The sequence below is a fragment of the Mesorhizobium sp. WSM4871 genome, from assembly GCF_055811295.1.
Window position 1 is genome coordinate 367,759 of the sequence record NZ_JBVVPU010000001.1, and the last position, 19,142, is coordinate 386,900.

Annotated in this window: 13 protein-coding genes and 1 tRNA gene; 4 read left to right on the forward strand and 10 right to left on the reverse strand. The window is 59.5% G+C overall.

Going from position 1 to position 19,142, the window contains the following annotated elements; all coding sequences use genetic code 11:
- Positions 1-79: 79 nt before the first annotated feature.
- Positions 80-4,828, reverse strand: coding sequence for a glutamate synthase large subunit (gltB, locus tag AC0L2H_RS01845; protein ID WP_473588595.1), 4,749 nt, complete (start codon positions 4,826-4,828; stop codon positions 80-82).
- 477 nt (positions 4,829-5,305) lie between these two features.
- Here gltB and AC0L2H_RS01850 point away from each other — a divergent pair, with 477 nt between their 5' ends.
- Positions 5,306-6,358: a threonine aldolase family protein gene (locus AC0L2H_RS01850; protein WP_473588596.1), complete on the forward strand. Its 1,053-nt coding sequence runs from the start codon at positions 5,306-5,308 to the stop codon at positions 6,356-6,358.
- 67 nt (positions 6,359-6,425) lie between these two features.
- Here AC0L2H_RS01850 and AC0L2H_RS01855 read toward each other — a convergent pair whose 3' ends face one another.
- Both AC0L2H_RS01855 and AC0L2H_RS01860 read right to left on the reverse strand, forming a co-directional pair.
- On the reverse strand, positions 6,426-7,178 hold the full coding sequence (locus tag AC0L2H_RS01855) for a sulfite exporter TauE/SafE family protein (protein ID WP_473588597.1): 753 nt from the start codon (positions 7,176-7,178) through the stop codon (positions 6,426-6,428).
- Between the two features lie 132 nt (positions 7,179-7,310).
- Positions 7,311-7,778 (reverse strand): Hsp20 family protein, encoded by a 468-nt coding sequence (locus AC0L2H_RS01860; protein ID WP_107649556.1) that lies wholly within the window; start codon positions 7,776-7,778, stop codon positions 7,311-7,313.
- Positions 7,779-8,244: 466 nt separating this feature from the next.
- On the opposite strand from AC0L2H_RS01860, the gene AC0L2H_RS01865 reads away from it, so the two are divergent.
- On the forward strand, positions 8,245-9,201 hold the full coding sequence (locus tag AC0L2H_RS01865; protein WP_473588598.1) for an alpha/beta fold hydrolase: 957 nt from the start codon (positions 8,245-8,247) through the stop codon (positions 9,199-9,201).
- A gap of 87 nt (positions 9,202-9,288) precedes the next feature.
- On the opposite strand, the gene AC0L2H_RS01870 is transcribed toward AC0L2H_RS01865, so the two are convergent.
- The 3 genes from AC0L2H_RS01870 to AC0L2H_RS01880 form a co-directional block, all read right to left on the reverse strand.
- Positions 9,289-9,801 (reverse strand): DUF1579 domain-containing protein, encoded by a 513-nt coding sequence (locus AC0L2H_RS01870; protein ID WP_473588599.1) that lies wholly within the window; start codon positions 9,799-9,801, stop codon positions 9,289-9,291.
- Positions 9,802-9,886: 85 nt separating this feature from the next.
- Entirely contained in the window at positions 9,887-10,660 is a 774-nt protein-coding gene (hisN, locus tag AC0L2H_RS01875; RefSeq protein ID WP_473588600.1) for a histidinol-phosphatase, read from the reverse strand.
- 348 nt (positions 10,661-11,008) lie between these two features.
- Positions 11,009-11,950 carry an N-formylglutamate amidohydrolase gene (locus AC0L2H_RS01880; RefSeq protein WP_473588601.1) on the reverse strand — a complete coding sequence of 314 codons (942 nt, stop codon included), beginning with the start codon at positions 11,948-11,950 and terminating at the stop codon, positions 11,009-11,011.
- Positions 11,951-12,113: 163 nt separating this feature from the next.
- Here AC0L2H_RS01880 and cpdR point away from each other — a divergent pair, with 163 nt between their 5' ends.
- Positions 12,114-12,476 carry a cell cycle two-component system response regulator CpdR gene (gene cpdR, locus AC0L2H_RS01885; protein WP_006199474.1) on the forward strand — a complete coding sequence of 121 codons (363 nt, stop codon included), beginning with the start codon at positions 12,114-12,116 and terminating at the stop codon, positions 12,474-12,476.
- A 105-nt stretch (positions 12,477-12,581) separates the two neighbouring features.
- Positions 12,582-12,656, forward strand: a tRNA-Val gene (locus AC0L2H_RS01890).
- A gap of 54 nt (positions 12,657-12,710) precedes the next feature.
- On the opposite strand, the gene AC0L2H_RS01895 is transcribed toward AC0L2H_RS01890, so the two are convergent.
- The 4 genes from AC0L2H_RS01895 to fcl all read right to left on the reverse strand — a co-directional run bounded on the left by AC0L2H_RS01895 (position 12,711) and on the right by fcl (position 18,914).
- Positions 12,711-15,236 (reverse strand): tetratricopeptide repeat protein, encoded by a 2,526-nt coding sequence (locus AC0L2H_RS01895; protein WP_473588602.1) that lies wholly within the window; start codon positions 15,234-15,236, stop codon positions 12,711-12,713.
- Complete coding sequence (locus AC0L2H_RS01900) at positions 15,194-15,904, reverse strand: hypothetical protein (RefSeq protein WP_473588603.1); 711 nt, start codon at positions 15,902-15,904, stop codon at positions 15,194-15,196. Before AC0L2H_RS01900 ends, AC0L2H_RS01895 begins: the two co-directional genes overlap by 43 nt.
- Positions 15,905-16,531: 627 nt before the next feature.
- A complete protein-coding gene (locus tag AC0L2H_RS01905) occupies positions 16,532-17,890 on the reverse strand; it encodes a hypothetical protein (protein WP_473588604.1) in 1,359 nt (452 codons plus the stop codon).
- 61 nt (positions 17,891-17,951) lie between these two features.
- A complete protein-coding gene (gene fcl, locus AC0L2H_RS01910; protein ID WP_473588605.1) occupies positions 17,952-18,914 on the reverse strand; it encodes a GDP-L-fucose synthase in 963 nt (320 codons plus the stop codon).
- Positions 18,915-19,142: the final 228 nt, after the last annotated feature.

Below are 19,142 nucleotides of genomic sequence, written 5' to 3' on the forward strand. Positions count from 1 at the left end.
CATGGCAACCTTCAGCCCGAGGTCAGGATTGTTGATGAGGCCCGTGCCGGGAAGCCAGGCTTCCCGGCCGTCGCAAAATCTATTCCGCTGCCACGCCCATGCGCATGCGTTCCATCTCGATCAGCGCGCGGCGGTATTCGACCGGCATGATCTTGCGGAATTTCGGCCGGAAAGTCGTCCAGTCGTCGAGGATCTCGCGGCCGCGCACCGAACCCGTATAGTGGACGTGGTTCGAGATCAGCTGATAGAGCCGTTCCTCGTCATGGCTGGTCATGTCGCCCGACACGTCGACGCGACCCTTGTGATCGAGGTCGCCGCCATGATGCAGCAGCTTTTCCATCAGATCGTCTTCTTCCGGAACCGGCTCCAGCTCGACCATCGCCATGTTGCAGCGCTCGGCGAAATCGCCTGCCTCGTCGAGCACATAGGCAACGCCGCCCGACATGCCGGCGGCGAAGTTGCGGCCGGTCTGGCCGATGACGACGACGATGCCGCCGGTCATGTACTCGCAGCCATGGTCGCCGACGCCTTCGACGACGGCGGCCACGCCAGAGTTGCGCACAGCGAAACGCTCGCCGGCGACGCCGGCGAAATAGGCCTCGCCCTCGGTCGCTCCATAGAGCACCGTATTGCCGACGATGATCGATTCGGCAGCGACGATCTTGGCCTCTTCCGGCGGACGGATGACGATGCGTCCGCCCGACAGGCCCTTGCCGACATAATCGTTGCCGGCGCCGACCAGATCGAACGAGACGCCGCGCGCCAGGAAGGCGCCGAAGGATTGCCCCGCCGTGCCGGTGAGCTTGACCGAGATCGTGTCCTCGCGCAGCCCTTTGTGCTTGAAGCGTTTGGCCACTTCGCCCGATAGCATCGCGCCAGCCGAGCGATCGACATTGCGGATCGGCAGCTCGATGGTAACTGGCTGCCGGCTTTCCAACGCCGGCTTGGCCAGCTCGATCAGCTTGCGGTCGAGCACATCGTCGATCGGATGCTTCTGCCGCTCGGTCCAGTGCACCGCGTGATGCGGCGCGTCCGGCTTGAAGAACATCTTGCCGAAATCGAGCCCGCGCGCCTTCCAGTGCTCGATCACGTCGCGCTTCTCCAGCAGGTCGGTGTCGCCGATGATCTGGTCGATGTGGGTGAAGCCCATTTCGGCGAGCAGCTCGCGCACCTCTTCCGCCACATAGAAGAAGAAGTTGATGACGTGCTCGGGCGTGCCCTTGAAGCGCTTGCGCAGCACCGGGTCCTGCGTCGCCACACCCACCGGACAGGTGTTGAGATGGCACTTGCGCATCATGATGCAGCCGGCCGAAATCAGCGGCGCGGTCGAGAAGCCGAACTCGTCGGCGCCAAGCAGGGCGCCGATGATGACGTCGCGGCCGGTGCGCAGGCCGCCATCGACCTGCAGCGCCACTCTGCTGCGCAAGCCGTTGAGCACCAGCGTCTGGTGTGTCTCGGCAAGGCCCATTTCCCACGGGCTGCCGGCATGCTTGAGCGAGGTCAGCGGCGAGGCGCCGGTGCCGCCATCATAGCCCGATATGGTGATGTGGTCGGCGCGCGCCTTGGCGACGCCGGCCGCGACGGTGCCGACGCCGACTTCGGACACCAGCTTGACCGAGACATCCGCCGCCGGATTGACGTTCTTCAAATCGTAGATGAGCTGCGCCAGATCCTCGATCGAATAGATGTCGTGATGCGGCGGCGGCGAGATCAGGCCGACGCCGGGCGTCGAGTGCCGGACCTTGGCGATGGTGGCATCGACCTTGTGGCCGGGCAACTGGCCGCCCTCGCCAGGCTTGGCGCCCTGCGCGACCTTGATCTGCATGACGTCGGAATTGACCAGATATTCGGCAGTCACGCCGAAACGTCCCGAGGCGACCTGCTTGATCGCCGAGCGCTCGGGGTTCTTGCCGCCGCCCGGCAGCGGCAGATAACGGTCGGCCTCTTCGCCGCCCTCGCCGGTGTTCGACTTGCCGCCGATCGCGTTCATGGCGCGCGCCAGCGTGGTGTGCGCCTCCCGAGAGATCGAGCCGAAGGACATCGCCCCGGTCGAGAACCGCTTGACGATGTCGGCCGCCGGCATGACCTCGTCGAGCGCGACCTTCTTGCGGCCGGTCTCATCCGCGAGCCTGATCTTGAACAGGCCGCGAATGGTCTGGGCGCGGGCCGTCGCACTGTCGATCTGGGCGGAATATTCCTTGAAGGTTTCCCACGAGCCCTGGCGCACGGCGTGCTGCAGGGTGGCGACCGCATCGGGCGACCACATATGCGCCTCGCCGCGCATGCGGAACATGTATTCGCCGCCGACCTCAAGGCTGTTGCGCAGCACCGGGTCGTTGCCGAAGCCGTCGGAGTGGCGGCGGACCGTCTCTTCCGCGATCTCGTCCAGCCCGACGCCTTCGATCAGCGTTGCGGTGCCAGTGAAATACTGCTGCACGAAATCCGACTTCAATCCGATGGCGTCGAATATCTGCGCGCCGCAATAGGACTGGTAGGTCGAGATGCCCATCTTGGACATCACCTTGAGGATGCCCTTGCCGATAGACTTGATGTAGCGGGAGACGACTTCATAGGCGTCGACCTCGGCCGGCAGCTCGCCACGCTTGTGCATGTCGAGCAGCGTGTCGAAGGCGAGATAAGGGTTGATCGCTTCGGCGCCGTAGCCGGCGAGGCAGCAGAAATGATGCACCTCGCGCGGCTCGCCGGATTCCACCACGAGCCCGACCGACGTGCGCAGCCCCTTGCGGATCAGGTGGTGATGCACCGCGGCCGTCGCCAGCAGCGCCGGTATGGCGATGCGGTCCGGCCCGAGCTGGCGGTCGGACAGGATGATGATGTTGTAGCCGCCGGCGACCGCCGCTTCCGAGCGCTCGCACAGCCGGTCGATGGCGCCCTGCATGCCGGCCGCGCCCTCGTTCGAGCCATAGGTGATGTCGATCGTCTTGGTGTCGAAACGGTCCTCGGTGTGGCCGATGGAGCGGATCTTTTCGAGATCGCCATTGGTCAGGATCGGCTGGCGCACTTCGAGCCGCTTGCGGCGCGAATTGCCGACCAGGTCGAAGATGTTCGGCCGCGGCCCGATGAAGGAAACCAGGCTCATCACCAGTTCCTCGCGGATCGGATCGATCGGCGGGTTGGTGACCTGGGCGAAGTTCTGCTTGAAATAGGTGTAGAGCAGCTTCGACTTGTCCGACATCGCCGAAATCGGCGTATCGGTGCCCATCGATCCAACCGCTTCCTGGCCGGTCGTCGCCATCGGCGACATCAACAGCTTGGTGTCTTCCTGGCTGTAGCCGAAGGCCTGCTGGCGATCGAGCAGCGAGACATCCTTGCGCAGCGCGCGCGGCTCGACCGGCTTCAGATCTTCCAGAATAAGCTGCGTATTGGCGAGCCAGCTTTTGTAGGGGTGCTTGGTCGCGATCTCCGACTTGATCTCCTCGTCGGAGATGATGCGGCCCTTTTCCAGGTCGATCAAAAGCATGCGGCCGGGCTGCAGCCGCCACTTCTTGACGATCTTTTCCTCCGGCACCGGCAGCACGCCGGCCTCGGAAGCCATGATGACGCGGTCGTCATCGGTGACGATGTAGCGCGCCGGACGAAGCCCGTTGCGGTCGAGCGTAGCGCCGATCTGGCGGCCATCGGTGAAGACGACCGCCGCCGGCCCGTCCCAGGGCTCCATCAGCGCGGCATGGTATTCGTAAAAGGCCTTGCGATCGGCATCCATGAGCTTGTTGCCGGCCCAGGCTTCCGGGATCAGCATCATCATGGCGTGGCTGAGCCTGTACCCGCCCTGGAACAGGAATTCGAGCGCGTTGTCGAAGCACGCGGTGTCGGATTGGCCGTCATAGGAAATCGGCCACAACTTCGAAATGTTGTTGCCGAACAGTTCGGAATCGACGGACGCCTGCCGCGCCGCCATCCAGTTGTTGTTGCCGCGCACGGTATTGATCTCGCCATTGTGGGCGACCATGCGATAGGGATGCGCCAGCTTCCACGACGGGAAGGTGTTGGTCGAGAAACGCTGGTGGACAAGGATCAGCGCGGTTTCGAAGCGCGGATCGGTGAGGTCCTTGTAGTAGGCGCCGACCTGATAGGCCAGGAACATGCCCTTGTAGACGATGGTGCGCGCCGACAGCGACACGCAGTAGGAACCGATGTCCTTGTTGTCGTTCTCGGCGTAGATGCGGCCCGATATGACCTTGCGCAGCAGATAGAGCCTGGCCTCGTACTCCTCGTCATCGGTAATGTCTGCCGTGCGGCCGATGAAGACCTGCCGGTGGTAAGGCTCGGACGCCACGATGTCCGGAGCCTTCGACAGGGACGAATTGTCGACGGGCACGTCACGGAAACCGATCAGCGGAAGCCCTTCGGACTGCGCCGATTCGGCAATGATGTCCTCGATATGGGCGCGAAGTGCCGCGTCCTGCGGCATGAACCAGTGGCCGACGCCGTATTGACCCGCCGGCGGCAGTTCGATGCCCTGGGCCGCCATTTCCTCGCGGAAGAAACGATCGGGAAGCTGCACCAGCACGCCGGCGCCATCGCCGACGAGCGGATCGGCGCCGACGGCGCCGCGATGCGTCAGGTTTTCAAGCACGGCAAGTCCGTCCTTGACGATCTGATGCGACTTGACGCCCTTCATGTTGACGATGAAGCCGACGCCGCAGGCATCATGCTCGTTGCGCGGATCGTAAAGGCCCTGGGCGGCGAAGCCGTTGGCGGTTCGCCCAATTTTGGTCAGGCCGGTGGTGATGGACGTATTTTTGACGGCTGCCGCGTTCGTCTGCGCGGCCTGGCCGTTGATCGCAGATGGCGTCAATTCCGTCATCATCCTGTCCTCCATTCGACGCCCTCTGGGCGCTGGTTTGCGTCGGGAAGCGCATGGCTCCCCTCCATCCTTGCGGCACGTCTTGCGAAATCCTTGCCGAACCATGCGGCTTTCCGCATGCATCGCATATGGTATTCGTACTGGCCAGAGCCGGACCGTCTACCTGTCGCTCGCGGCAAAAGCCGGAGAGGCCAATGATACGCCACTCCAGCCTGATTTGTGCGACAAAATAAGACAGCACTACTGTCCTAAATTTTTATGACAGAAATCCTGGACGCGCACAAGACCGATTCACGAAAAACTTGGTCGTTCGGCGACAGAAAATTTCGTGGAGACGAAGGAAAACGTAAGCTTCAGTCGCCATCTGCCGGCTGCCGGACAGGCTGGCTTTAACGGTTTTCCGACGTCTGGCCTCTTGCGGTTGGCCTGTGAAACCGGTCAACTTCATGCGGATTTCCCCAAAACACAGGCAGATGCATGTTCTTCGCTTCCGACAATTGGGCAGGCGCCCATCCCAATATCGTTGCCGGCCTGTCGGGCGCTGCCGGCGGCTTTTCCACCGCCTATGGCGACGGTGCGCTCGATCAGGCGGTCTATCAACGCTTCAGCGAGATTTTCGAACGCGAGGTTGCGGTGTTTTTCGTGGCGACCGGCACCGCCGCTAATTCACTGTCGCTGACCACCTACAACAAACCGGGGGGCATTTCCTTCTGCCATCGCGAATCGCATGTCATCGAGGATGAATGCGGCGCGCCGGAATATTTTAGCGGCGGCTCGCGGCTCTGTGCCATCGACGGTGCTCTTGGCAAGATCGACCCGCACAATCTGGAAAACACGATTGGCCGTTACGCACCGGAAATCGTCCATTGGGGACGGCCGATGGCGGTTTCGATTACCCAGTCGACCGAGGTCGGTACCGTCTACACGCTGGACGAGATCGACAAGATTTCGGCGATCGCCAGGCGTTACAAGGTGCCGTTGCATATGGACGGCGCCCGTTTTGCCAATGCGCTGGTCGCGCTGGATACGACGCCGGCGGAAATGACCTGGAAGCGCGGCGTCGATATCCTCTCCTTCGGCGGCACCAAGAACGGCTGCTGGTGTGCCGAAGCGATCGTGCTTTTCGGTCTCGATCGCGCCGGGGAACTGGCCTTTCTGCGCAAACGCGCTGCGCAATTGTTCTCGAAATCGCGTTTTGTCGCGGCACAGTTCGACGCTTATTTCAAAGATGGCCTGTGGCTTGACACGGCTCGGCATGCCAACGCCATGGCGGCTCGGCTTGCGGCGGCGATCGAGGATTCTTCATCCGCTAGTCTGGCCTGGCTGCCACAAGCCAACGAGGTCTTCGCGGTGATGAAAAAGGCCGAGGCCGAGAGGTTGCAAGCGGCGGGAGCCGCCTTCTACGACTGGCACAGGCCGCTTGGTTTCGACGGCCATATAGGTGAGGACGAAGCGCTGTATCGCTTCGTCACCAGCTTTGCCACAACCGACAAGGACCTTGCGCAATTCGAGGCGCTGATAGCGGCATGATCCGGCAAACACGGAACCCAAGAACCGAAAGCGCGCCGCATGATCCATTCAGATGCAACGCGCACATCTAAGCCAGGAAAGGCCGCGCCAGCAGCTCAAGGCCAAGCAGCATCAGCAGGATCAAAAACCAGCGCCGGAAGGTCGCCGGGCTGATCCGCTGCCTGAGCAGTTGGCCGAGCCACATGCCGAGCAAAGCCGGCACGACGGCCAGCGACGACAGCGCCATATGCTCGACCCGGAAGGCTCCATGCGAGCCAAGGCCGGCGGCCAGCGCGATTGTGGACACGGTGAAGGAAAGGCCGAGCGCCTGGATGAGGTCGTCCCGGCTCAGCCCCAGCGCCTGGATGTAGGGCACGGCTGGAACCACGAAGACCCCTGTGCCGCCGGTGACAAGGCCGGTGAGAAAACCGATGATAGGCGACGACCAGCGTTCAATCCCCGAGGGAATGCTGAGTTGTCGCGCCAGCAAGGTGTAGACGGCATAGAGCACCAGGGCGGCACCGAGGCCAGCGGTGGTCCATTTGACATTGTCGCTGGCCAGCAGCCATGAGCCAGCCAGCGTGCCGATTGTGATGCCGGCCATCATCAGCCAGAGCCGGCGCAGGATCGACGCGAAGCTCGGCCCGGCCAGCAACTGCCAGACATTGGTGACGAAGGAGGGAACGATCAGCAGCGAGGCGGCGGTGACAGGCGGCATGACCGTGCCCAGCAGTCCCATCGCCAGCGTTGGCAGGCCCATGCCGGTGACCCCCTTGACGATGCCGGCCAGCAGGAAGGTGACGGCGACGGTACCTGTCAGCACCAGGGAAAAATCAGACATCGCCCTTCATGATCAGGCAAGGGCTGCCGTGAAAGGGCCAGTACCATCGGTTGGGGGTGGCACAGGCACCAGGGCAAACAAGAAGCGACGCCTTCCGGCGCCGCTTCTCAGATACTTTACACTCAACCGCGATTAGGCAGCGGTCTTGGCCTCGATCTGCTTGGCCTTGCCGGAAGACGCGGTAATCGCGATCTTGCGCGGCTTCAGCTCCTCGGGGATGTTGCGTTTGAGGTCGACGAAGAGCAGGCCGTTCTTCAGCGTGGCGCCGACGACATCGACGTGGTCGGCAAGCTGAAAGCGGCGCTCGAAGGCGCGCGAAGCGATACCGCGGTAGAGCAGCTCGGAACCTTCGCCATTGCCCTCTTCCTTGCGCTCGCCCTTGACGGTCAACACATTGCGGTGGGCCTCGATCGAGATTTCCTCGTCCGAGAAACCGGCGACAGCCATCGAGATACGGTAGGAATCCTCACCGGTACGCTCGATGTTGTAGGGCGGATAGGTCTGCGCGCCGTCGGGCTGCGCAAGCGAATCGAGCATGGTGAACAGCCGGTCGAAGCCGACGGTCGAACGATAAAGCGGGGAAAAATCAACGTGACGCATGGTGTGTTCTCCTGTTGAGCAACATGGTTTGCGTATGGCCGGTGCGAAACCCGTTGAGGCGTTCCGAGTAGGCCAGCGGCCCCGACATTGGCGGCCGCATTCGACATTTGGGAAGCAGGCACGAGCATTTCAAGATTTTCCTGCCGGCGAAAAACCGCTGGGTTTCGAGCCTTGATGAACGGCAGATGAACCGAGGCTTCGGCGGACGTTCAGCTAGGCAGAACTAGATTGTTCTCCAGGATCAAGAAACAGCGGCACCCGGGTGCGGTGCCACGACGAGGCCGAACCGGGTGTAACGTCCCTTCCTCCCGGATCGACAGAGGCCGGAAGCCCGCCGCAGGCTGCTTCCGGCCTCATTCGTTGCCTTTCCATCTCCCGCAACGCCTTTGCTTTTGGCGCATGGCCGTCTATCACCATGCCGACGTCTCGGCAGGCTAGGCCGGGACAGCAAACAACGAAGCGCCGAATGACGGATCTCTTCCACGAAATTCCGGGCAATCCGACACCGGAAAATGCGGCCGGCGGCTTCTTCACCGCACGCGACGGCAAGAAAATTCGCTATGGCCTGTTTGCCGCCACCACTCGCCCGATCAAGGGCACCGTGGTCGTGCTGACCGGCCGCAACGAGTGCATCGAAAAGTACTTCGAGACCATCGGCGATCTTACCGGGCGCGGCCTCGGCGTCGCCACCCTCGACTGGCGCGGCCAGGGCGATTCCGACCGGCTGATCGGCGACCGCCAGCGCGGTTATGTCAGGAGCTTCTTCGATTACACCAGCGATCTGGAACAGTTCTTCGAGGAGATCGTGTTGCCCGATTGCCGCGGGCCATATTACATATTGGCCCATTCGGCCGGCGCGGTGATCACGCTGCTTGCCGCGCCCTCGATGGTCAACCGCGTGCGGCGCATGGTGCTGATCGCGCCATTCCTGACCGTACCCGACCTGCCGGTATCGATAACGACAGTTCGCCGCGTCTGTACGCTGTTCTGTTACCTCGGCCTTGGCCGGCTCTATGCCGCTTGGGGCCCGCGGCCGAAGGAAACCGCGCCCTTTGCCACCAACAAGGTGACATCGGATCCGCAGCGGTACCGGCGCAACACCTTGCTCTACGAAACCTATCCGCAACTGGCGCTCGGCGGCCCCACGATCCGCTGGCTGAAAGCGGCGGCGGAAGCGTCCGAAATCATCAGCGATCCCGACTTCATGGCCAGGATCCAGATTCCGTTGCTGGTGATCGCCGCCGGCGCAGACCAGGTCGTCTCGACCAGGGCGGTGGAAGCCTACACCAGGCGTCTGCGTCTCGGCTCCCTGCTGATGATCGACGGCGCGCGCCATGAAATCCTGCAGGAAGCCGACCTCTACCGCGAGCAGTTCCTTGCCGCCTTCGATGCCTTCATCCCCGGAACCGACGACGCAGTCTGATCAGCCCTATCCGGCATTACGCTTGCCCAGAGCATGATCCCGAAAAGTTGCAGACTTTTCGGACAAGATCATCGACTCGATTTCAATTCATCCTGCTCTAGCGAAATCCATGATCCAGTTGGTTTCCCAGGTCTCGCCGCCATCGGGTGAAAAAGCCTGCTCCCAGCGCGCCGACTTTTCCGTCATCCGCGACCAGAGGAAACGAACCTGGATCTTGCGGCCGTCGAAAACGTCGTCGCACAGGAACGTACCGACGCCCGCCTCGAAGCGGCCGCGCATCGGCACATCGATGCTCGAGGGGTTGCGGCCGTCGATCCACCAGATGGACCATTGTCCCGTCGCTGGATCGAAGGTCCGCACCGTAGCGGCAAGATAAGCGCCGCCCGGCAATTCAATGACATTATCGTCCACATTGCCGAGACCGCCGAGGATCCGGCGCACGTCGCATGTCCCGCCGAACTCGTCCCAATTCGTATTACCCGCAAGCCGCGCTTGCAGCCTTCGATGGCTGACGTCCCAGCGGCCGAAAAAGAAATCGAAGTCGGTCCGGCCGTCTGCCGGGCCATCGCCGGAACGGCCGGCTGCTGATTGCGTTGGCATGTGTAGTCCTCCCTCTGGTGAGGTCGCTTCATAGCAGAACGCTACTGACATCCTGCTGTCAGGAGTACTGGCAATCGCCTCGGCGTTAGCCGCGTAGCGCCGCCATGGCCGCGGCATGAAGCTCCGGCGTCGCCGCGGCCACGATGTCGCCGCCCTTCTCGGCCGGTCCGCCGTCGAAGGTGGTGATGACGCCGCCGGCCTTCTCGATGATGGGGATCAGCGCGACGATATCGTAGGGTTTCAGTCCGGGGTCGGCGACGATGTCGACGCTGCCCGCCGCGACCATGGCGAAAGCGTAGCAGTCGGTGCCGTAGCGGGCGAGCCGGACGGTTGTCTCGAAGCGGTCGTAACGCTGGCGCGCATCGCCCTTGAACAGCGCCGGCGTCGTGGTGAACAGCGTCGCGTCGGCGAGATCGGTCGTCTTGCGCGTCGCCAGTTTTCGCGGTCCGCCCGGCCCCTCATAGTGGGCGCCGGAAGCATTGGCGTAGAACAGTTCGCCGGTGAAGGGTTGCGACATCATGCCGGCAACGGCATCGCCGTCGACCGTCAGCCCGACCAGAGTTCCCCACACCGGCAGGCCGGAAATGAAGGCGCGTGTGCCGTCGATCGGATCGATCACCCAGACATGCCGGCTGGATATGTTCTCGCTGCCATGCTCCTCGCCAAGGATGCCATGCTCCGGATATTCCGCCGATATCAGCGCCCGGATGACCCGCTCGGCCTCGCGGTCGGCCTCGGTGACCGGATCGAAGCTGCCTGCTTCCTTGTTGACGACAGCACCTTGGCTGCGAAAGCGCGGCAAGGTCTCGGCGGCGGCGGCATCTGCAATGCGGCGCATGAAATCGATGCTGATGTCCAACTGATTCTCCCGCGTCGCAGCATGCTGGACCTGTCATTTGCCTGCGGTTCTTCGCCAAGACAAGGGCGCGCAGAGACATTTGCGCATCGACAACTGTTGCCTCAATGTCACGCTGGTGGCACCGAAATGCAATTTCCACATCAGAGTGATTTAAAAACCTGCGGGACAGCTTGACATTTGTGCACCGCACAATACGTTTGTTCTCGAACAGGTTTTCCTGTTCATGCCCTCCTTGGGCGTTTCCTCCCTAGACTTCGACCGTGTCGTGCGAACGATGCGGTCTTTTTTTCAGGGCGGCATCCGGCGAACCAGGCGTCTGTTCCCACCAGCACTCGAAACTTCTATTGGTCATTCTGCGGCAAGCGGGAGGTCGATGAAATGATGGTCGGGCATCGCCATCAGATCGGCCGAGAATTGTGCCAGATCGTCGGCGAGTGCGTCGAAGCCGGCGGATTTCTGGAACGTCCGCTCGTTCATGTAAAGCCCGCGATTGACCTCGATCTGCAGCGCATGGAGATGGCGCGCCGGGCGGCCATAATGCTCGGTGATGAAGCCTCCGGCATAGGGCTTGTTGTGGGCGACGGTATAGCCCATGCCGATGAGCAGGCCGATCGCCGTCTCGGTCAACGCCGGCGAGGCCGAGATGCCGAAACGATCGCCGACGATGAAGTCCGGCCGCAGCCCGTTGTCGCCGACCCGGATGCTTGCCGGCATCGAGTGGCAGTCTATCAGCACGGCATAGCCGAACCGCGCATGGGTCCTGGTCAGCAGCCGCTTCAGCGTCTCGTGATAGGGCTTGTAGACGGCCTCGATGCGCGCGACCGCCTCCGCCAGCGGCAAACGGCCGGAATAGATGTCGAGCCCCTCTCCCACCAGCTTGGGCACGGTGCCGAGCCCGCCCGCCACCCGCGCCGAGCGGATGTTGCAGAAGGAGGGCACCGGTTCGGCGAACATGCGCGGATCAAGCTCCCACGGCTCGCGGTTGACGTCGAGATAGGCGCGCGGGAAGTTCGCCGCCAGCATCGGCGCGCCGAGCGCGACGGCGCCACCGAACAGTTCCTCGACATAGCAATCCTCGGACCGGCGGATGGCGTTGCGGTCCAGCCGCGCCATCGCCAGGAAGCGGTCGGGATAGTAGCGGCCGCTATGCGGCGAGTTGAAGAGGAAGGGGACGCGCTGCTCGGCGCCCGACCGGATTTCGAAGGGTGGAACGACCGAAAAATCCTCGGCTGCCGTTTTCAATTTGAACGAACCCGGAAACACCAATGCATCATCATTGGAAAGTGCCATCTCGCCGGGCGCATGTCCAGCATTTCAGCATCCGGGCCGCCTTGTTAAATGCGGATCGCATCTGTCTTCGTTCACTTGATGTTTACCGTCACATCCTCATATACAGGATGGTTAACGGGGTTGCCCCACGGCAGTCTCGGGCGGGTGATTCGGACGGGTTACAATGGCACGCATTCTATTGGCGGAAGACGACGACGATATGCGCCGGTTCCTCGTCAAGGCATTGGAGCGCGCCGGCTACCAGGTCAGCGACTTCGACAATGGCGCCAGCGCCTATGAGCGTCTGCGCGAAGAGCCCTTCTCGCTGCTGTTGACCGATATCGTCATGCCGGAGATGGACGGCATAGAGCTCGCCCGCCGCGCCACCGAGATCGATCCCGACCTCAAGGTCATGTTCATCACCGGTTTCGCCGCCGTTGCGCTCAATCCCGATTCCAAGGCGCCGAAAGACGCCAAGGTGCTGTCCAAGCCGTTCCACCTGCGCGACCTCGTCAACGAGGTCGAAAAGATGCTGCAGGCCGCCTGACGCGCTTTTCGGCGCGTCTTCAACGACGCGACACGGCGAGGCTTTCTTTCCCTTTTCGGGCTATTGACGCGCTGGACCAAAAATGGTGTATGCGCGGCTTCGGATGGGCGTGTAGCTCAGCGGGAGAGCACTGCATTGACATTGCAGGGGTCACAGGTTCAATCCCTGTCACGCCCACCATCCGGTCAAAGCCTCATTGCATTTTGTTCCCGCCCCTTGGCAGGAAGCGAGCAACTAAGCTGCTTGGAGCAACATTTCGGTCTCGCGCTCAAAAAGCCAGCTCTCACTCTCTTTCGGAGCATCGGCTTTCCAACCATAGCGAGCCGCTATCTCGTCTTTCACAAGGGTGGCAGCACCCATAAAGTTGTCATTCAACGAAAAATATCGATCCCGTGCGTCTGCTATTCGTCCCGCTCCTGCTAACGCATGAATCTGCAAGAGTCTTTCGTATGGCGTCCTAGGATCATGCAATAGAACCGATGCTTCGACAAATTGCTTTTTACGCAACTTGGCTGACGCCAACGCAGATCTAAAGTAATCTCTTAATCTGTGGAACGGTACTTCGTTCAAGCCTTTCTCGAAAATCGACTGAGCTTGTTCGATATCACTCTCCGCTAATGCGACCATTCCTCTCAGATGGAACCCAACCCATTCATCCTTAGTCCGAGGTTCATTGATAGGAAGCATGCTCTTAGCCGTATCCAGGTTGTTCATGGCAATGTGAACTGCAGCCTTGGAGGTTATGGCGCGTAAGAAATGAGGCCGCCGTCTTAAAACTACATCGTAGGCTGAAAGAGCGGATTGATAACTCCCTAGCCGCTTCAATAAGTCTGCTCTACCAACCAAACTGTGGATATCGTAAGGGAAGTCCCTGACATTCTCGTCGTATGCTTGGAGGGCTGCCTGATGGTCGCCCATCAATTTAAGGATGTTGGCCCTACCATTTCTTGCAACGACGTCCAGATCGAATCGCTCAATGGCATCATCGTAAGCAGTCAACGCGTCAGAAAGCCGACCAGCATCCCTCAAGGTTTCAGCTAAACCACACCAAGGAGTTGGGTTGTGAGGATAGCGAGCACTTGCATGTGAAAAAGTTGCTAAAGCACCTGCTGTGTCCCCCATGTCAGCAAGCACGCCAGCTTTCCCCGTAATTGCGTACATCGCATCTGGGAAATTTCGCGCCGCAACTTCGTAGACTGAAAGCGCATCTTCAAGACGACCCATTTTCGCTAATACGTCTGCTTGCCCACAATAGGCCACTTCCTCATCCGGAAAGACGTCTATGACCTTTTGATATGCCCTTAGAGCCTCACTAGTTCGACCCAACTCAAAAAGGGTAGCGCCTCGCTGGCACTGAAGAGATGGGTCACCCGGAAATTCGCTAATTCCGGCATCGAGAACATCTAAGGCTTCCTCAAACCTCAACATGTCGCGTAGAACGCCCGCTTTGCCGGAATACGCAAAAAGCTTGTCCTCCGTTTGATTTGGCAGAACCTCGATCAATTCCGAGAAGGACAACAGAGCTTGCTCCCAGTTGCCACTCATACGCAGCGTGCGTGCAAGTCCAACGCGAGCAAAATGCTCCTCCCCGAATGCGCTGGCCATGTTGAATGCTTCTTCCGCTTCCCGAAGCCGAAAGAGGCTTAGGTACGTGTCAGCAAGCACGCCGAACGCAAACCCATCATCGGGAACTAGTTCAGTGGCTTGCTTTGCCCACTCTAACTCGATTGAGTGCTGCGCCAATCTCCTGGCCTCGGTGGCCAGCAAGGTTAGTGACTTTGCCGCGAATTCCGGCTCACTATTATGTAACTGCCACCTGATCAGATCTTCTGCGAATTGCCTTGCACGATTTATTTCACCAACCCTAAGTTTTGATATGATCGCCTGCTGCTGCTTCTTGACCGCCTCGAACATTTCATTGCTTCTTATCGTTTGGTACTCTGATCCTCCAAACTCATAATTTTCAATATCTTCATCTTCCTTCTCAACCAGTTTTAAATACTTCTTTGTACTCTTTTCAAGAAAAGGTTTAATCCAGTCTTGAATGATAATTCTTGATCCTTTTATTTTAGATAAATCTTTAAATCCTCGAAACACGGCGCCATTGATAAGTTCTCGGTCGCCCTTTGCTTCAACAATAGAACGAAACAGGCCAGTGCTGACTGCGTGCGCCTTAAATGCAAGCGAGGTAGACCGATCTGTCGAGTTTGCACCAAGGGCTCTGCCCAAGGCGTCGGATACCGACAATATATACAGTTGATGCTCTGATATTTTTGATACGATGTCATAAAAAGATTTGGAGAAATGAATACCGGAGTTAGATTCATCAAAACCGGAAACTGATTTATTATAGTATGAAAATACAGTGTTATAGAATGCTCTTTTTACGTCCTCTGAATTAAGAACGTCTATAAGCACATTCGAAGCAGTCAGTCGCACATCTTCATCAACATCCTCCGAGATTGCAATATCCATCATCCTCAAGGCACGATCAAAGTCATACTTGTACAATAACAGGCTAAAGGCATCTTGAGGCTCGCGTACGCTAAGGGTCTGAACATCGCAAGCGCCAGCTAGGACAACTGATATCTGCTGTCGAGTTATCCGCATCCTGTTGCTTGGGTCGTCTGCCTCTATAAACGAGATATGCTCACCATCAACGAAAACGACGCGCGCTGCTTGTCCAGAAATCAGAGCTTGCATCATGTGACGTTTGCCTAGCTGTTGAGCGTCTGTACCGTTGATTTCAGCGCCATCCACATCGCTCTGTCAGCCGCCAGCCTTGGCATGGGGCCTGTGACATCTTGAACAGCGTTCCTGTTTATTGAACCGAAAATGTGGACTTCTATGAAGTCGGAGTTGCCAGAGCCTCCTTGATCATTCTCTAAGATGGCCGGGAATTCAGCTTCTGTCGTCTCGATAGCAATCTTGCTGTGAAGCTTCGCGGCAGCTAGCAAATGCCGGTCTTGCCAGGTTGCTCGGAAACCTGCTGGTATTGGCTGGTTCAGCAGAACCCGGTGCCGTTCGACGAATATATGAGGGTTCTCTTCAAAGACGGTCGCACGATGTCCAATTAGATCTGTCTTCAGCACCATGACATACTTTCCGTATCCGGAGATACCAGCGTTCGATAGGCTTAGCGACGCAAAGACGATGTCGTTGGAGAAGTAAGGATAAAGCGCCTCTTCATACTGTTTCCGAACCGCATCAAATTCGTTGTCCAATGGCGTTCGAATTCCGGCTTCGACCTGTTTTTGGAAGCTGACATACGATTGGCGTTCATTGCTGATCAAATCAGCAAGCGTGGCCAAGGGGCGCGCAATTACCGCCTTCGATTGATCCCTGACAACCTCCTGGAACCGCAGAAGTTGCGCCATGCACCCGCGAGCGTCGGCGGAGGCATAAGCTGCCGCCACACGTTCCGCCAAGGCAGCAATTTCATCCGCCCTTTGGGCGAGCCTAACATTTGGAAATCCGCTGTCCACGCCGCAGGATGGACAAGCTCGTAGGTGATCAGCGACGTTGTTCTTGCACTCTTTACAATCCATGCGGCGAGCCAACCAGGGCGGTCACCATATTATGAAGCGCCACGACCTCCCCCACAACGTGAACACACCTCTACATAAGCACTTTTTGTCTGGGAGCGCCACTGGGGCTGATCTGCACACCAATCGGCGCAATAGGAGGAGGTAGCTCACGGAAGCGCAACTCGGCGGGTCCACTTGGATATGCGGCCCCGTGTAGGAACCCTTCAGTCGAGCCGCAATGCAGCCACGAAAGGCCGTCGGACGCCCCCGGGCACACCTGCGTTTTGGCAAGCCAGCGAGATTTGCCTGAATGCGCGTTGCATAGTATGTGGCGAGGCATTGAAGGGAAGCATTTTTGTCTCCCTCCTTTTACCAGCACGCTCGGCAACATTGGGCTTCGAGACTAGGGTGGATAGCCCTGTCACGCCCACAATCCGGTCCAGCCTTCATTGCATCATCTGTTTGGTTGGCCCTTCGACTTGAAGGCGACGACGCCATTTTCGGTTTTGCCTCGCTGGCGGGGCCAACCTAAATCCTGATCCCGGCCTTCCAGAGTTGCAAACGTGCTTTCGGCAACAGGCTGGACTTGCGCGGGGTGATTGGCCGTATGGATCTTCTGATTTTCTTGAACAATGTATTTGTCGGTTCCGTGTTCAACGATTGTGCGATCATCTGCAGCGCGGGTTTCAACTCCCCAAATGCTCGATGCAGAATGTGCGCCGAACACGCCGCGGCATAGGGATAGCCCGCCCGTGCCGCCGCAAGGAAAGGTTCAAAATCCTTTGACATGGCATGGCCGCTGCACAGACGGATGGTTAGAACCTTCATGGCCCTCAGAGGCATTTCAGAAGAGACGAGAAATTCCCTGGTCATGAGCGACTTCAGAATTGCCTCGCCTGAACGACAGTCATTTTCACGAAAGTAGGACGCGGCTATCTTCAGGGCGTAGACATCGTTTTCCGGATCAAGCCCGTAGGCTTTCTCCAGAATTTCTCTCGCCCGCGCGGAACTGATCCGGTCTTCCAGGCTGAGGAAAGCGGCTTGATAACCGAAGGCTGCCTCCAGCGGATGGTAGTCCGACTGATGAGCCTGCAATTCGCCGAGGATGATTTCCGCGGCTCGGGAACTGTCGAACAATGTCGTTGTCTCGGTAGAGGGAATATCACCCATCACCGACGCCACCGTCGCAAAGACACTGCTCCCGGCATAGATTTTCTGGCATCGCGCCATGAGCCGCATCTCAAAAAATGCCTTGAGTGTCGGATCGTCGAATTCCCTCGCCCCGAAATCATCGGTCAGCAAGGCTCCGGTTTCGGATCTCAGATATTCGAGCGTGGCGCGATCCTCGCCGATCAGCAGGGTCGAAAGGCCCTTCGACGAAAGTTCCGACACGATCGACCTGGCCAAGGTGGAAGGGACCACCTTGTTCGCAAAACCCAGGCTTGAGCGGTACTTGCCGCGCACGATATCGCCGCTGCGCAGATGCAATGCGGCCATTGGACCGGGAAAGCGACATCTGTCGGCGGCGTCGAGCGCCTGTTTCACATTCCCGGAAAAGCCAAAACCTCGCAAGGTCTCCGACCGTCGGATCGTTTCAGCGCCCTCGTCCTGAAATGCTTCCAGAATGCGGAATTCGTTGCAGATCCAGCCGCGGAAATTCCGTTTTACCGCAGCGGCGTCCAGCCTGGACCGTGTGAAGGCGGTATTTTCGAGAAGGCCAAAATCGGATCTCTTGATTTTCTTGCCCAGCCAATATTTCTCGATGAACTCGGCCGAGAATATCTCCTCCACCCCGTCGATGACATGAAATTCCTTGTCCCTGATGGCCTTCCAGGTGAACCCGAAACGGTATCCGAGCGCGTCCGCGAGCGACTTTGCATTGGCCATGGCCAAAAGCCGGCCGCCCAGGCCGTCATCCCTGGTGGCGGCAATCAGCGTCGATTGAGGATCACGCCGCCCCGAGGCGGAGATCGCCTGTCTCAATATGCTGGAGAAACCATGCATAAGTCTGTTCCAAGCCGCTGCGAAGCGAATATTGCGGGCGCCAGCCGGTGGCGAACAGGCGCGACACGTCCATCAGCTTGCGCGGCGTGCCGTCCGGCTTCGTCGAATCGAATGTAAGCACGGCATTGGCGCCGACGACGGAGAGCATGGTGCGGGCCAGCTCGGCAATGGTGATGTCTTCGCCCGAGCCGACATTGACATGGCTGTCGCCGCTATAATTCTGCAGGAGCCAGACCATGGCGTCGGCGGCATCGTCGACATGCAGGAATTCGCGCATCGGCGTGCCCGATCCCCAGACCTCCAGGGTCTTGTCGCCGGCGCGCCTGGCCTTGTGCGCCTTGCGCATCAGCGCCGGCACGACATGGCTGGTGGAGAGGTCGAAATTGTCGCCGGGGCCGTAGAGATTGGTCGGCATCGCCGAGATGTAATCGACGCCATACTGGCGCCGATAGGCCTGGCACAGTTTCAGCCCGGCGATCTTGGCGATTGCATACCATTCGTTGGTGGGTTCGAGCGGACCGGTCAGCAAGGCGTCCTCGGAGATCGGTTGCGCCGCGAACTTCGGATAGATGCAGGACGAACCGAGAAACAGCAATTTCTGCACCTCGTTGCGGAAGGCGCTCTCGATGACATTGGTCTGCATGACGAGATTGTCCTGCAGGAAATCCACCGGCAGCCGGTTGTTCGCCAGGATGCCGCCGACCTTGGCCGCCGCCATCACCACCGCGTCCGGTCTGCGATCGGCCATCCAGCGCCGCACGCCGGCCTGGTCCTGAAGATCTAGTTCATCGCGGGATGCCGTCAGGACCTCGCAATCCTCATCAGCCAGCTTGCGCAGGACGGCGGAGCCGACCATGCCGCGGTGCCCGGCCACGAAAACACGCTTTCCCTGAAGTTCGAAATTCATTGGCGTATCCCTATGCAGAACGGCAGCCGGGCCCTCAGCGTCGGCACGCCGGGTGGGCCTTGCATGGGACGCATAGCGCATACGGATTTGCCCAGACAAGGCAAATCGCCAAACAGAGCAAAATCAACGGCCGGGTACCATATGGGTATGGCGCTCAGACGCCTGCCACGGCGCACAGACGACGCCACGCGTCCTATGGACGCGCAAAGAACGCTGTAGCACTTTGAT